The following is a 13,674-nucleotide window of genomic DNA, read 5'->3' on the forward strand; positions in this document are numbered from 1 at the left end:
GGACCCGCCACCGATAGAGGGGGGACCTCTTTGCCGTACACCGTCGTGCCGTACCGTCCGGGCATGCCGTACCGCTCGCCCAGACCGGCCAGAGCCCGGCCGACCCGCACCCGTCTGCTGCTGACCGCGCTGCTGCTGTTCACCGCGGCGCTCGGTCTCGGCCCGCTCGGTACGCAGAGCGCCACCGCAGCGAGCAACCTGGTGAAGAACCCCGGCCTGGAGGTGCTCGACGGGCCGTCCCGGTTCCCGCAGTGCTTCGAGAAGTCGGGCTGGGGGGACAACGACTTCTCCTTCGCCGTCACCGACGACGCCCACAGCGGCAGCCGTGCCGTCCGCATCGAGCTGACCCGGCGCGCCGGCGGCGACCGCAAGACGATGATGCTGGAGAACTCCTGCGCCCCGCAGGTCACGCCCGACCACCAGTACGACCTGTCGTTCTGGTACAGGTCGAGCACCCCGGACGTGGCGTTCACCCTGTTCCGGCACGACACCACCCAGGGCTGGGTGTACTGGACCGACCTCAGGACGCTGCCCCAGTCGGCCGGCTGGATCCGCACCGAGGTGCGCACCCCGCTCATCCCGCCGAACACCGACCAGATCACCTGGGGCGGCGCCCTGTACGGCGTCGGCACCCTCACCACCGACGACTACGCGATGACCGACGCCACCGTGCCCGCCGCGCCGGACCCCTGCACGACGGGCGGCACCGGGCCGCAGTGCCGGGGCAAGTGGACCGTGCAGTCCGTCAACTCCCCGGTGCGCGCCATCCACTCGGTGCTGCTGCACACCGGCAAGGTGCTGCTCATCGCCGGCTCCGGCAACGACCGGGACGCCTTCGCCGCCGGCACGTTCAGGACCAGCCTGTTCGACCCGGCCACCGGCGGCTACACCGACATCCCGACCCCGGAGGACTTCTTCTGCGCCGGGCACGTGCAGCTCCCGGACGGCCGGGTGCTGGTGGTCGGCGGCAACAAGGACTACGCCTCACCGGACGGCAGCGTCGGCTACAAGGGCCTGCGGAGCAGCTACGTCTTCGATCCGGCCCAGAACAAGTACGTCAAGGTCAACGACATGCTGGCCGGGCACTGGTACCCGTCCGCGACCGCGATGGGCAACGGTGACGTCATCGCGCTCGGCGGTCTCGGCGAGGACTCCGCCGGCACGGTCGTCAACGAGCACTTCTCCTACGCCCGGAACAAGTGGCTGCCGATGGGCGAGGCCAAGCAGGCCTGGTCCTTCTGGGGCCTGTACCCGTCGATGATCCTGCTCCAGGACGGCCGCCTCTTCTACACCGGCAGCCACGTCTTCGGCGGCGGCCTGCCCGGCACCGGCGCCTCCGTCTACGACTACGACGCCGGGACCATCAGCGAGGTGCCCGGGCTGCGCAGGAAGGACGAGCGCGACCAGTCCATGTCGGTGCTGCTGCCGCCCGCCCAGGACCAGAAGGTCCTCACCATGGGCGGCGGCAACCACACCGTCTCCCCGGACGCCCACCGGCTGACCGACCTGATCGACATGAAGGCCGCCTCGCCGCAGTACGCGCCCGGCCCCGACCTGCCGCAGGGCCACTACGCCGACGGCAGCCCGCAGACCGGCACCCAGGGCAAGGTGTACGTCTCCGCGGTGATCCTGCCCGACGGCACGGTGCTGGAGACCGGCGGCGCCCTGCACACCTACCGCGAGGACCCCGTCTTCGAGGCCTCGCTGTACGACCCGGCGACCAACACCTTCCAGGCGGGCCTGGCCACCGACCCGGTCCCGCGGACCTACCACTCCTCGTCCACGCTGCTGCCGGACGGCCGGGTGCTCAGCATCGGCAACAACCCCGGTGACGGCTCCTTCGACCAGCGCGTGTCGGTCTACGAGCCGCCGTACCTCTTCAAGGGCGCCCGGCCGCAGATCACCTCGCTCGCGAGCACCCGCTGGACGTACGGCACCTCGCAGCGCATCACCGTGGACAAGCCGGTGGTGAAGGCGTCGCTGATCCGCCCGGCCGCCGTCACCCATTCCTCCGACCCGAACCAGCGCTACGTCGACCTGCCGATGACCGTCGACGGCAACACCATCGACCTCAGCCTGACCAGCAACCCGAACCTGGCACCGCCCGGCTGGTACATGCTGTCGGTGGTCGACGCGAACGGCGTGCCGTCGGTGTCGAAATGGGTCCGCGTCGGCTCCGAGGGGCAGGTCGCCGCGGCCCGCGTGCAGTCCTTCGCCGACGAACTGAAGGCGAGCGAGCCGGGCACGGGCACCCCCGCGCCGCAGCCGGGCCACCGGCACCACGGCGTGAAGATGGCCGCGGGATTCGACGGCTGCGACCACGCCTACGGCCGCATCGGCCAGTGCGTGCCCTGGACGTTCCCGAAGATGCCCCAGGCCGACCGCTGCGCCTGGCTCCTGGACAGGGGCTACGGGCGCCTCGAGGTACACGGCCGTGACCGCCACCGCCTGGACCGCGACAAGGACGGCATCGCCTGCGGGAAGGGGGACGTGAGGAAGCGTTAGCGCTCCTTCAGGGCGCGCGCCACGATGGCTTCCAGCTGGTCGTGGTGCGCGCCCTTCCAGTACGCCCGGCCGCAGGCCGTGCACTGGGCGAAGACGTCGTAGGAGCGTTGGGTGCCGTGCTTGAGCTGGGCGGCGACCTCGTCCTTGGTGGCCTGTCTCAGCAGGCCGTTGCAGGCGGTGCAGCGGGTCCAGGGGCGGAGGTCGGGGGCGAACCGGTCGAGGACGTCGTGGAGCTGGTCGTCGGGGCGGGTGCTGTAGACGAACGCGCCCGCCCACAGTTCCCGGCGGCGCAGCAGGCCCCGGTCGCGGCTGAGCATGACCCGCTTCTCGGCCGCCGAGCGGGCGGCGAGCGCCGGGTCGCCGATGTCCGTCGACTCGTACGCCGTGTCCACGCCGAGCAGGCGCAGCCGGCGGGCCAGCGTGCCGAGGTGGACGTCGAGGAGGAAGCGGAGGGGCGCGCCGGGCACCCGCTGCGGGCGTTCCACCGGCCGGACGACCAGCCGCTCGGCCGGCTTCGGGACGTGCGAGGGCGGAACCTCGTGGCCGTCCACGACCAGCGCGCCGACCTCGGTGAGCGGTACCCCGAGGGACTCGACGACATGGCCGAGGGACGAGACTCCGTCGGTGACGAGCGTCCGGTGCGGCTTGCGCTGGACGAACAGCGCCAGCTCGGGGGCGAACTCGACGTGGATCTCGGGACCGTTCACCCGGTCAGGATGTCACGGGAGCGGGCCGGGACTTCAGGGTTTTCCGGTGGGGAGGCCGTGCTCCAGGACGTCCAGGGCCCGGTCCAGCATGTCGCGCAGGTCCTCCTGGAAGCCGTTCTCCGCCCAGGACAAGTTGGCTTCCATCAGGCCGCCGACGAGGGCCGTCGCGTAGACGCGCACTTCGAGGCTGTCCGCGGCCAGCCCGGAGCGTTCGGCGAGGGCCACGCGCAGCAGGCGCCCGGTCTCCGACATGCTCTCGGCCATCCGGGACCGGACGGCGGGGACCTGGACCGCGAGGTGCGCCCGCACCCGCACCGCGTCGGGGTCCTCCGCCATCATCGCGTCGATGGCCTTGTGCATCACGTGCCGTACCGAGTCCGTCCACGATTCTCCCGCGGGCCGGGCGCGCAACTCCTCCAGCATCAGCGGGTCGTACTCGTCCGTGAGGACGATGTCCTCCTTGGTCGGGAAGTACCGGAAGACGGTCGACGGTGATACCTCGGCCCGGTCGGCGATCTGGTCGATCGTCGTGGCGTCGTAGCCCTGCTCCTCGATCAGCGCGTAGGTCGCGGCGCGGATCGCCTCGCGGGTCTTGATCTTCTTGCGTTCACGCAGGCCGAGCCGGGGACGGTCGGCGGGGGAGAGCGGGGAACGTGCGGGCGTCATGCCGGTCATTGTCCGGCATCGGCCGTGGTGGGGGCCATGGCCGGGGGCTCCTCCCGTGCCGTCCGCCGGGCGGCCGGGGCGTTCGGCAGCAGCAGGGCCGCGAGCAGGGCGGCCACCAGGGCGGCGACCGCGCACACCAGCAGCACCAGGGTCATGCCGTGCACGTAGGAGGCGTCCGCCGAGGCCGCGAGACGCGCCGAGCCGGCCCTGGCGGCGACCAGGTGCGCGGCCACCACGGACTCCCCGGCGGTGTGCGCGGCGCCGGAGGGCAGCCCGGTCACGTCGAGGCGGTCCCGGAAAGCGCCCGCGAGGAGGCTGCCGAGCAGGGCGATGCCGATGGCGCCGCCGACCTGGCGCAGGGTCATCAGCAGCCCCGATCCTCCCCCTCTGCCCGAAAGGCGTGGGGGGACCCCCAGCCGGCCCGGTCCGCGGGCAGGGCGCCGAGGGCGCCGTCCATGGCCGGGACGACCGAGAAACCGAAGCCGATGCCCGTGATCGACAGCCACAGCGCGGTGAAGCCGTAGCCGGAGTCCACCGTCGTACGGCTGCCCAGCAGGGCGGCGAAGGCGAGCACCACCAGACCCGCGCTGACCACGGCCCGGGCACTGAACCGGGCGACGACCGGCTGGGCGCCCCGCGCCGCCACCAGCAGCCCGCCCATCATCGGCAGCAGCCTGAGGCCGGTGCCGAACGCGTCGTTGCCGAGAACGGCCTGGAGGTACTGCGGCAGCACGAACAGCAGGCCGGACAGCACGAACATCACCAGGGTCGCGGCGAGGGTGTTGAGCAGGAAGCCGCGCCGGGCGAGCAGGGTCAGGTCGAGCATGGGGCGCACGGCCCGGCGTTCGCGCAGCACCAGTCCGGTGAGGAGCACGGCGGACGCGGCGAACGCGCCCAGCACCAGGGGATCGCCCCAGCCGCGCCCCGGGGCCTCGATGATCGCGTAGACGAGGGCGCCGAGGCCGATCGCGGTGAGCGCGGTGGAGAGGGCGCCGACCCTGGGCGAGGCCGGGTCGCGGGTCTCGGGCAGCAGGAGCACGCAGGCGGTGATGCCGAGGGCGGCCATCGGCAGGTTGATCAGGAAGACCGAGCCCCACCAGAAGTGGTCGAGCAGCCAGCCGCCGATGATCGGGCCGAGCGGCATGCCGAGTGCGGAGGCCGCGGAGATCAGGCCGACCGCCTTGGTGCGCTCGTCCGGGCCGAACAGCGACGGCAGCACGGACAGCGCGAGCGGCATGATCAGCGCGGCGCCGACGCCCATGACCGCGCGTGCGGCGATCACGGCGTTCACGTCGCCGGCCAGGGAGCCCAGGAGCGAGCCCGCCAGGAAGACGCCGAGCCCGGCGACGAGCATCCGGCGGCGCCCGAACCGGTCGCCCAGCAGCCCGGCGGGGAGCATCAGCGCGGCGAAGACGACGACGTACGCGTCCGCCATCCACTGCTGCTCGCCGGTGGTGGCCCCGAGCTGCTCCGCCATGGTCGGCAGGGCCACGTTGAGGATCGTCGTGTCGAAGCCGAGCACCAGCATGCTCGCGACCAGGGCCCCGAGGGCCCACCAGCGGCGGGGGTCGGGCCGCCTACCGTCTTCCTGAGTGACAGTCTCCATGAAATGACAGTAACTCTCAAAATCGTGAGACTGTCAATCATTCGGGGGGTGCCGAGGCATGAAAAACGGCCACGACTCGGGCGAGTCGTGGCCGGTAAGGCGAGGTGGGAGGGTTACGCGTGCTGGTACGCCACCAGCGAGATCCCGACGTAGTGGACGACGAACGCGGCGAGGGTGAAGGAGTGGAAGACCTCGTGGAAGCCGAACCAGCGCGGTGACGGGTTCGGGCGCTTGATGCCGTAGATCACGCCGCCGGCGCTGTAGAGCAGGCCGCCGGCGACCACCAGGATCAGCACCGCGATGCCGCCCGTGTGCAGGAAGTCGGGCAGGAAGAAGACGGCCGCCCAGCCCATCGCGATGTAGCAGGGCGTGTAGAGCCAGCGCGGGGCGCCGACCCAGAAGACGCGGAAGACGATGCCGGCCGCCGCGGCGGCCCAGATGCCCCACAGCAGCCACTGGCCCTTGGCGCCGGGCAGGAGCAGCAGGGTCAGCGGGGTGTAGGTGCCCGCGATGATCAGGAAGATGTTGGCGTGATCGAGGCGGCGCAGCACGCCGTCCATGCGCGGGCTCCAGTTGCCCCGGTGGTAGAGCGCGCTGACGCCGAACAGGAGGCAGGCGGTCAGGGCGTAGATGCCGCAGGCGATGCGGCCTCTGGTCGAGTCGGCGAGTGCGGTGAGTACGAGTCCCGCGATGAGTACGGCCGGAAACATGCCGAGGTGCAGCCAGCCACGGAGCCTGGGCTTGACCGGATGCGGCAGGGAGAGCGCCACGGGGCCACGGCCGGCGGCCGGCGTGTCCGAGGGCGCGTCGGAGGCGGACGCAGTCATGGCCGCATGGTACCGACGCTGCCGTAAGTCACTCATCAATGCACGTTCAATCAAGTCATCCGGCAAAAAGTCCTTCAGCTGAACCCAACGTGGACGCAAAGAGTCGTGGTAACCGTGGGATTCCTCACGCCGCTCACCTGTGATGCCCTCTGGACAGATGGGCACTAGACTCGGATGATCAAATGAGTGCGGTCGGCACCGGATGAGCGGGCTACGAAGCATCCGGGTCGCGGCCCCCACGGGGCGAGAACACAAAAAATCCCTCACTTAGGAGCAATCGTGGCGCGCGACATCGCGGCTCCCACCGTCGTCCCCACCAATCACCAGGAACTGATCTCGTGGGTCAACGAGATCGCCGAACTGACGCAGCCGGACAGCGTGGTCTGGTGTGACGGCTCCGAGGCCGAGTACGAGCGACTGTGCGAGGAACTGGTCGCCAAGGGAACGTTCAAGAAACTCGACCCGGTCAAGCGCCCGCACTCCTACTACGCCGCCTCCGACCCGTCCGACGTCGCGCGCGTCGAGGACCGGACCTTCATCTGCTCGGAGAAGGAGGAGGACGCGGGCCCGACCAACCACTGGAAGGCCCCCGCCGAGATGCGGGAGATCTTCACCGGCGACAAGGGCCTGTTCCGGGGCTCCATGCGCGGCCGGACCATGTACGTCGTGCCCTTCTGCATGGGCCCGCTCGGCTCCCCGCTGTCCGCGCTGGGCGTGGAGATCACCGACTCCGCCTACGTCGCCGTCTCGATGCGCACGATGACGCGCATGGGCCAGGCCGTCCTGGACGAACTGGGCGACGACGGCTTCTTCGTCAAGGCCGTCCACACGCTCGGCGCCCCGCTGGAGCCCGGCCAGGAGGACGTCCCCTGGCCCTGCAACCAGACCAAGTACATCTCGCACTTCCCCGAGTCGCGCGAGATCTGGTCCTACGGCTCCGGCTACGGCGGCAACGCCCTGCTCGGCAAGAAGTGCTACGCCCTGCGCATCGCCTCCGTCATGGCCCGTGACGAGGGCTGGCTGGCCGAGCACATGCTGATCCTCAAGCTCACCCCGCCGCAGGGCGAGTCCAAGTACGTCGCCGCCGCCTTCCCCTCCGCCTGCGGCAAGACCAACCTCGCCATGCTGGAGCCCACCATCTCCGGCTGGACGGTGGAGACCATCGGCGACGACATCGCCTGGATGCGGTTCGGCGAGGACGGCCGGCTGTACGCGATCAACCCCGAGGCCGGCTTCTTCGGCGTCGCGCCCGGCACCGGTGAGCACACCAACGCCAACGCGATGAAGACCCTGTGGGGTAACGCGGTCTTCACCAACGTCGCGCTCACCGACGACGGCGACGTGTGGTGGGAGGGCATGACCGAGGAGCCCCCGGCCCACCTGACCGACTGGAAGGGCAACGACTGGACGCCGGACTCCGGGACCCCGGCCGCCCACCCCAACGCCCGCTTCACCGTGCCGGCCTCGCAGTGCCCGATCATCGCGCCCGAGTGGGAGGACCCGAAGGGCGTGCCGATCTCGGCGATCCTCTTCGGCGGGCGCCGCGCGACGGCGGTGCCGCTGGTGACGGAGTCCTTCGACTGGAACCACGGCGTCTTCCTCGGCGCCAACGTGGCCTCCGAGAAGACCGCCGCCGCCGAGGGCAAGGTCGGCGAGCTGCGCCGCGACCCCTTCGCGATGCTGCCGTTCTGCGGCTACAACATGGGCGACTACATGGCCCACTGGGTCGACGTCGCCAAGGACAAGGACCAGTCCAAGCTGCCGAAGATCTACTACGTCAACTGGTTCCGGAAGAACGACGAGGGCAAGTTCGTCTGGCCCGGCTTCGGCGAGAACTCCCGGGTCCTGAAGTGGATCGTGGAGCGGCTGGAGGGCAAGGCCGAGGGCGTCGAGACCCCGATCGGCGTGCTGCCGGCGAAGGACGCCCTGGACACCGACGGCCTCGAACTCTCCGCGTCCGACCTGGAGTTCCTGCTGACGGTCGACAAGGAGGTATGGCGCGAGGAGGCCGCGCTGATCCCCGGGCACCTCGACACCTTCGGCGACCACACCCCGAAGGAGCTGTGGGAGCAGTACCGGGCGCTGGTGGAGCGCCTGGGCTGAACACCCGCCTACGACTCCGCGGCCGGTCGCCGTGCCCTGACCAGCGATCGTCACGACCGGCCGCGGTGAACAACCCACCGGGCCCCGCCGGGCGGCGTGCGGGGCCCGGCCGCGCGCCCCCTTGCCCATGGGATCTTCACACCTGTTTCATGGCCTTCACAGGCGTCTCACCGACACCGGTGAGGTGCTCGATTCAGCCTGTGGGGGGCACAGTTGAATACAGCACACCGCTCCAGACGTCTCGCGGCCACCCTGCTCACCGCCGTACTCGCCGGGGCCGGACTGACCGTCGCCGCCGCGCCCGCGGCCCACGCGGCGGCCTCCGACGCCGTGGCCAAGCTGCCGATCTCGTCGTACTCGGGCCTGGCCGTCGACTCCGTGCACCAGCGCGTCTACATCGCCGACCAGCGTGACGGCCAGGCCGCCGGCACGGTGCTGGTCTACGACTTCCAGGGCCAGAAGGTCGCGGCGCTCCCGCACACGAGTTCCGTCTCCGGCGTGGCGCTCAGCGAGGACTCCGCGACGCTGTACGTGGGCGAGAGCGGACGCGTCGTCACCTACGACACCGGCACGCTCCAGCGGAACGGCGAGCACAGCGCCGCCTACGACACCTGCGGACGCCAACTCGCCTACGCCGGCCGCACGGTGTGGAGCACCGACGCCTACGTCTTCCAGAGCTACCTGTGTGCCACGGCGACGACGTCCCTGGACATGCTCACGAACGGCACGGTCTCCCGGACCGGCTGGAACGACGTCGGCAGGCTCCAGCTGGCCCCGGGGGCCCGCGCGCGGAACCGTCTCCTCATGGGCCAGCCCAAGGAGAGCGGCGCCGCGAACCCCTTCCTCGCCTCGTTCGACGTCAGCGGCACCGCCCCGGTGCGGGACGCCTCCCGCCGGTTCGCGGACGGCGACGGCAAGGGCGCCCTGGACCTGGCGGACATGGCGGCGAGCCCGGACGGCACCGAGGTCGCCGTGGCAGACGCCACCGCAGGCACCCGGCTGCTGGACGCCGGCGACCTGTCGGACGCCTCCGGCCAGTACCAGGCCCTGCCCGCCGGCGCGACCTCCACCGCGGTCGCCTTCAGCGGTGACGGCAAGTACATCGCCCGGGGCGCCCAGGCCGCCGGCAGTACGCCCGATCTGCTGGTGCAGAGCGCCGACCCGGCCGACGGCACGCCGCCGCTGGAGTTCGCCTTCGAGGGCAGCCTCGACGGCAACGGCGTCACCCCGCGGGGCCTCGCCTGGTCCGAGGACGGCTCCCGGCTCTTCGCGGTCACCCGGGGCGGCACCGGCCAGGAGTACTGGCTGCACGTCATCCAGCCCCCGGCCGCCCAGTACGGCACCCGCTTCACCGGCGACCTCACCCACAGCCCCTCCGGTGCCGTCGCGGGGGAGCCGCTGTCGGTGCGCGGCCGGCTGGAATGGGACGGGCCCGCGCCCACCGAGCCGCTGACGGTGACCGCCGTGCGCGAGGACACGAACGGCACGCACCAGCTCGGCACCGCCACGGTCAAGGCCGACGGCACCTTCACCGTCCTGGACGAGCCCGACCTGGTCGGCGACGCCACCTACACCGTGTCCTTCCTCGGTGACCTCGCCCACCGCCCCGCCACCGACGTCACCCACACGGTGACCGTGGGCAAGGCGCCCAGCTCGCTCACGCTGACCGGTCCGGACGAGGCCACGACGAGCGGTGGCGTCCACCTCACCGGCACGTTCACCGCACAGGGCAAGCCGCTGCCCGAGCGGGCCACGCTCACCGTGCGGCGCACGGACCGGCTCGGCACCGGCGCCCTGTCGTCGGTGACCGTCGCCGCCGACGGCACCTTCGCCGTCGACGACCTGCCGCGCACCCGGCGCGAGGTGACCTACACCGTGAGCTGGCCGGGCGACGACCTGCACACGGGTGCCACGGCGTCGGTCACGGTGTACGTCAGGCGCTGAGCTCGCCGTCCCCCGGCCCGCCCCGGTCCTCCAGGTACCGGGTGTGGGACTCCTGGCGGCGGGCCTCGGCCTCGCCGAGCTCCGCCGCCAGCCGTTCGGCCTCCTGCCGCAGCAGATCGAGCTGCCGCTCCAGGTGGCGTTCGGGCGGCTCGGTGCCCGGCGTGAGCCGCGTCCACCAGCGGGTGCGGACGAAGGCGTCCACGGCCTCCGGGATGTCCTGGCGGACCGCCCGGGAGACGGCGTGCACGCCCTCCGGGTCCCGGGCGAGCGCCTCGGCGACCCAGCCCGGTTCCAGCAGCGCGGCCAGCAGCCCGGTGAGCCCGCCGAGCCGGGCGGCGGCCGCGGGCGGCAGGTCGACGTCCGCGAGATAGCCGCCGAGCCGGCCGAAGTCGGCGCGGATCTCCTCCAGTTGGGCCGACGGGCTGGGGAAGTCCGGCAGGGCGGGCCGCTCCGGCGGGGCGATGAGGGCGCCCGCCCCGTACAGCCCGGCCACCACGACCGGCCAGTACGGTCCCGCGACCCCGGCGAAGGTCAGCGCCAGGCCGAGCAGCCCGCAGGCGCCGCCGGTGAGGTTCTTGCGGGACTCCAGGTAGCCGAGGACCTTGTTGCCGGGGGCCTCATTGGTAGCCACGGATCTCCTCGAAGGCGCCGTCCAGCGAGCCCTGCCGGGCGTCGAAGAGCCGGCCGCCGGTCAGGTCGGCGATGTGCTGGAGTTCGGAGCGGGAGGAGTCGCCGAACAGGATCGGGAAGACGGGGATGTCCCGCCGGTCGCGGCCGAGGGAGCGGTAGAAGCCGTCGAAGTCGCCCGCCTCGTCGCCCGCTGTGTTCTCGCCGTCGGTCATCAGCACGATCGAGGTGAACGTGTCCCGGCCGGTGCCGAGATGGTCGTACGCCTGCTCCAGCGAGGTGTAGATGGCGGTCCCGCCGTCGGCGCCGAGCGCGTCGGTGTCCCGGCGGATCGCCGCCAGCCCGGCCTTCGGGTCCTTCGGGTCGACGACGTGGGTGCGCACGCTCTTCACGTCCGAGCCGAACGGCATCAGCGTCACCTCCTCCCGGTCCCTGAAGTCGCCGGTGAGCCCGGCCAGCGCCTTCTTCAGCGCGGCGAGCCGGTCGCCCTCCATGGAGCCGGAGGTGTCCAGGACGTACACCGTGCGGGAGGGGCGGCGCAGTTCGTTCTCGTACGAGTCCAGCAGCCCGTCGGCCACCGAGCGGCTGCCGGGGAAGGGCAGTTCACGGCGCCGGCCGGTGTCGAGGCCGGCGGCGGGCCGCACCGACGGGACGACCGGGCGGCGGTGGGTGGTGTCGGTGATCAGCTTCTGCACGGCGTCGGTGCGCAGGTCCGCGGTCACCTTGCGGACGTCCTCCCGGGTGCGGGCGTCGGTGGACGCGAGCGAGGAGAACGGGTAGTCGGCGGTGACGACGCCGTCACGGGGGCGGATCACGGTGAGGCCCGGGATGCCCTTGAGGACCGACTCGTAGTTGAGCAGGGCGTCGACGGTGCCGCGCCGCCGGTAGGCGGTGGCCAGCCAGCCCGACGAGCCCGAGGTCAGCTTCTGCCCGCGGAAGAACTCCTTCAGCCGGGGCGTCGCCTTCCGCACGTCGGCGTCGGTGAGCGCGGACTGGGCGCCGGAGAGGGCGGAGGCGACCGAGACCAGCGTGGCGAAGCCGGAGTTGGAGCGGGCCGGGTCGGTCATGCCGTAGGTCAGCTTCCCGTCCTGGACGGCCTGTTCGACCTGGGACCAGGTGACGTTCTCCGGCTTCCAGCCGAGCGCCCGCACGGTGGCCTGCTTGACGCCGACGGCGACCGGGCTGGACATGACCGGTGTCTCGGACACCACCTTCTTCGCCGCGTCGGGCCGCAGCCGCAGATAGTCGTCCGAGGACAGCCACAGCGCGTCGTACGCCCCGTCCGCCTTGCCCCGGGCCAGCAGGTCGACGGCGTCCAGGGTGCCCATGTAGGTGGGCCGGACGGTGATGCCGGTGTCCTCGCGGACGCGGTCGAAGACGGCGGTCATGTCGCTGAGTTCGCTGGAGGCGAGGACCCGGAGAGTGCCGGGCCTCGGCGCGTTCGAGTCGTCCTCCGCCTTCTCCGAGGTGCACGCGCCCAGCAGGCCGGCGGTGACGGCGACCACGGCGAGCAGGGATCGGCGTCTCATCCGAGGCCCCCCTCCAGCGCGCCCTGGGCGCGGCTGCGCTCCAGGCGGGCGGAGGCGCTGTGCAGTTCGTCCGTGAGGGACTGGACGGTGCTCGCCATGACCTCGGTCGCCTGGACCTTGTAGCTGTCGATGGCGTCGAGGGTGCGGTAGATCTGCTGGAACGCGGCACGCAGGGTCTCCGCGCCGACCGCCGGGTCGGCGGCGATGCGCTGGATCTCGCCGCTCTGCGTGGCGAGCATCTCGGCGTTGCCCCGGATGAGGTCCTCGGTGGTCCCGCGCAGGGCGGTCACCTGCTCGACGACCTTCTTCTGGCTGTCCAGTGCGGAGGCCAGCATCACGGAGATGCGCAGCGCCGAGACGGTCGTCGTGGCGGCCCGGTCGACGCCCTTGATCAGCTCCTCGTTGTTGCGGCGTACGACGTCCATGGCGAGGTAGCCCTGGGCGCACACCGCGAGCTGGGTGAGCAGGTCCTGGTGCTTCTGCCGGACCGGGAAGAGCACGTCGACACGGAGGGCGTCGGCCTCCTGCGGGTCGCCGACCCCGGCGACGTGCTCCTCGACGGCGGTGTCCAGGGCCTGGGTGAGGACGACGTACTCCTGGAGCTTGCCCATCGTCTCCCACAGCCGGACCCGCTCGGTCTGCAACGCGGCGTTGTCCCGGCGCAGTTCGTCCTGCCCGCCGCGCAGCGCGCCCACGATCCGGTTCAGGTTGCCCTGCGCGGAGGCGTACTTGGCGAGGTGGTCGCGCAGTCTGCTGCCGCCGGGCAGCTTGGACAGGAACCGGCGTCCCTTGTTCGCGGGCAGGTCCCGCGGGTCCAGGTCCTCCACCACCCGGCGGAGTTCCACGAGCGAGCCGGCGACCTTGCCCTGGGCGTCCCCGCCCTTGTCGGGCAGGCTGCGCACGGCCCGCTCCAGCATGCGGTTGGACTGGACGGCGGCGGTGCGCATCTCACCTGCGCCGAGCGCGGTGATCTCGCCGACCTTGCCCGCGAACTCGGGCGAGCGGGCGTCGAGCGCGGCGAGCTGCTCGACGAAGGCGGTGGCCTTGCGGGCCATGTCGGTGCGCACCCCGTCGTCGACGGGCACCAGGCCGCCGGCTTTCTCCTTCGGTACGGGCGGCACGGGATCGGGCGGGGTGAGCTGGAATTCGCTGTCGGTCAT

Annotated in this window: 9 protein-coding genes and 1 pseudogene; 3 read left to right on the top strand and 7 right to left on the bottom strand. The window is 71.8% G+C overall.

The window, feature by feature from the left end; all coding sequences use genetic code 11:
* Positions 1 to 63: 63 nt before the first annotated feature.
* Positions 64 to 2,505, top strand: a complete 2,442-nt coding sequence (locus OO52_RS36715) for a galactose oxidase early set domain-containing protein (protein WP_078877242.1) — start codon at positions 64 to 66, stop codon at positions 2,503 to 2,505.
* Here OO52_RS36715 and OO52_RS36720 read toward each other — a convergent pair.
* The 4 genes and pseudogenes from OO52_RS36720 to trhA all read right to left on the bottom strand — a co-directional run bounded on the left by OO52_RS36720 (position 2,502) and on the right by trhA (position 6,311).
* Entirely contained in the window at positions 2,502 to 3,212 is a 711-nt protein-coding gene (locus OO52_RS36720) for a Mut7-C RNAse domain-containing protein (protein WP_030652237.1), read from the bottom strand. The two genes, OO52_RS36715 and OO52_RS36720, sit on opposite strands and share 4 nt — an antisense overlap.
* A gap of 33 nt (positions 3,213 to 3,245) precedes the next feature.
* A complete protein-coding gene (locus OO52_RS36725) occupies positions 3,246 to 3,887 on the bottom strand; it encodes a TetR/AcrR family transcriptional regulator (protein WP_030652240.1) in 642 nt (213 codons plus the stop codon).
* Positions 3,884 to 5,484, bottom strand: a pseudogene (locus OO52_RS36730) (MFS transporter). The gene OO52_RS36725 and the pseudogene OO52_RS36730 overlap by 4 nt, the downstream one beginning before the upstream one ends.
* A gap of 113 nt (positions 5,485 to 5,597) precedes the next feature.
* Positions 5,598 to 6,311: a PAQR family membrane homeostasis protein TrhA gene (gene trhA / locus OO52_RS36735; protein ID WP_030652243.1), complete on the bottom strand. Its 714-nt coding sequence runs from the start codon at positions 6,309 to 6,311 to the stop codon at positions 5,598 to 5,600.
* A 279-nt stretch (positions 6,312 to 6,590) separates the two neighbouring features.
* Here trhA and OO52_RS36740 point away from each other — a divergent pair, with 279 nt between their 5' ends.
* Both OO52_RS36740 and OO52_RS36745 read left to right on the top strand, forming a co-directional pair.
* Positions 6,591 to 8,414 (top strand): phosphoenolpyruvate carboxykinase (GTP), encoded by a 1,824-nt coding sequence (locus OO52_RS36740; protein ID WP_030652246.1) that lies wholly within the window; start codon positions 6,591 to 6,593, stop codon positions 8,412 to 8,414.
* Positions 8,415 to 8,627: 213 nt separating this feature from the next.
* On the top strand, positions 8,628 to 10,358 hold the full coding sequence (locus OO52_RS36745; protein ID WP_030652249.1) for a hypothetical protein: 1,731 nt from the start codon (positions 8,628 to 8,630) through the stop codon (positions 10,356 to 10,358).
* On the opposite strand, the gene OO52_RS36750 is transcribed toward OO52_RS36745, so the two are convergent.
* Genes OO52_RS36750 through OO52_RS36760 form a run of 3 tightly spaced genes read right to left on the bottom strand, consistent with a single transcriptional unit; the run spans position 10,348 to position 13,674 of the window.
* On the bottom strand, positions 10,348 to 10,989 hold the full coding sequence (locus tag OO52_RS36750; RefSeq protein ID WP_030652255.1) for a hypothetical protein: 642 nt from the start codon (positions 10,987 to 10,989) through the stop codon (positions 10,348 to 10,350). The genes OO52_RS36745 and OO52_RS36750 overlap by 11 nt on opposite strands.
* Positions 10,976 to 12,514, bottom strand: coding sequence for a vWA domain-containing protein (locus tag OO52_RS36755; RefSeq protein ID WP_030652258.1), 1,539 nt, complete (start codon positions 12,512 to 12,514; stop codon positions 10,976 to 10,978). Before OO52_RS36755 ends, OO52_RS36750 begins: the two co-directional genes overlap by 14 nt.
* The gene (locus OO52_RS36760) at positions 12,511 to 13,674 is read right to left on the bottom strand and encodes a toxic anion resistance protein (protein ID WP_051818779.1); all 1,164 of its coding nucleotides are present in this window, start codon (positions 13,672 to 13,674) and stop codon (positions 12,511 to 12,513) included. The genes OO52_RS36755 and OO52_RS36760 overlap by 4 nt, the downstream gene beginning before the upstream one ends.

The organism is Streptomyces flaveolus (assembly GCF_000716535.1).
Taxonomy (GTDB): domain Bacteria; phylum Actinomycetota; class Actinomycetes; order Streptomycetales; family Streptomycetaceae; genus Streptomyces; species Streptomyces flaveolus_A.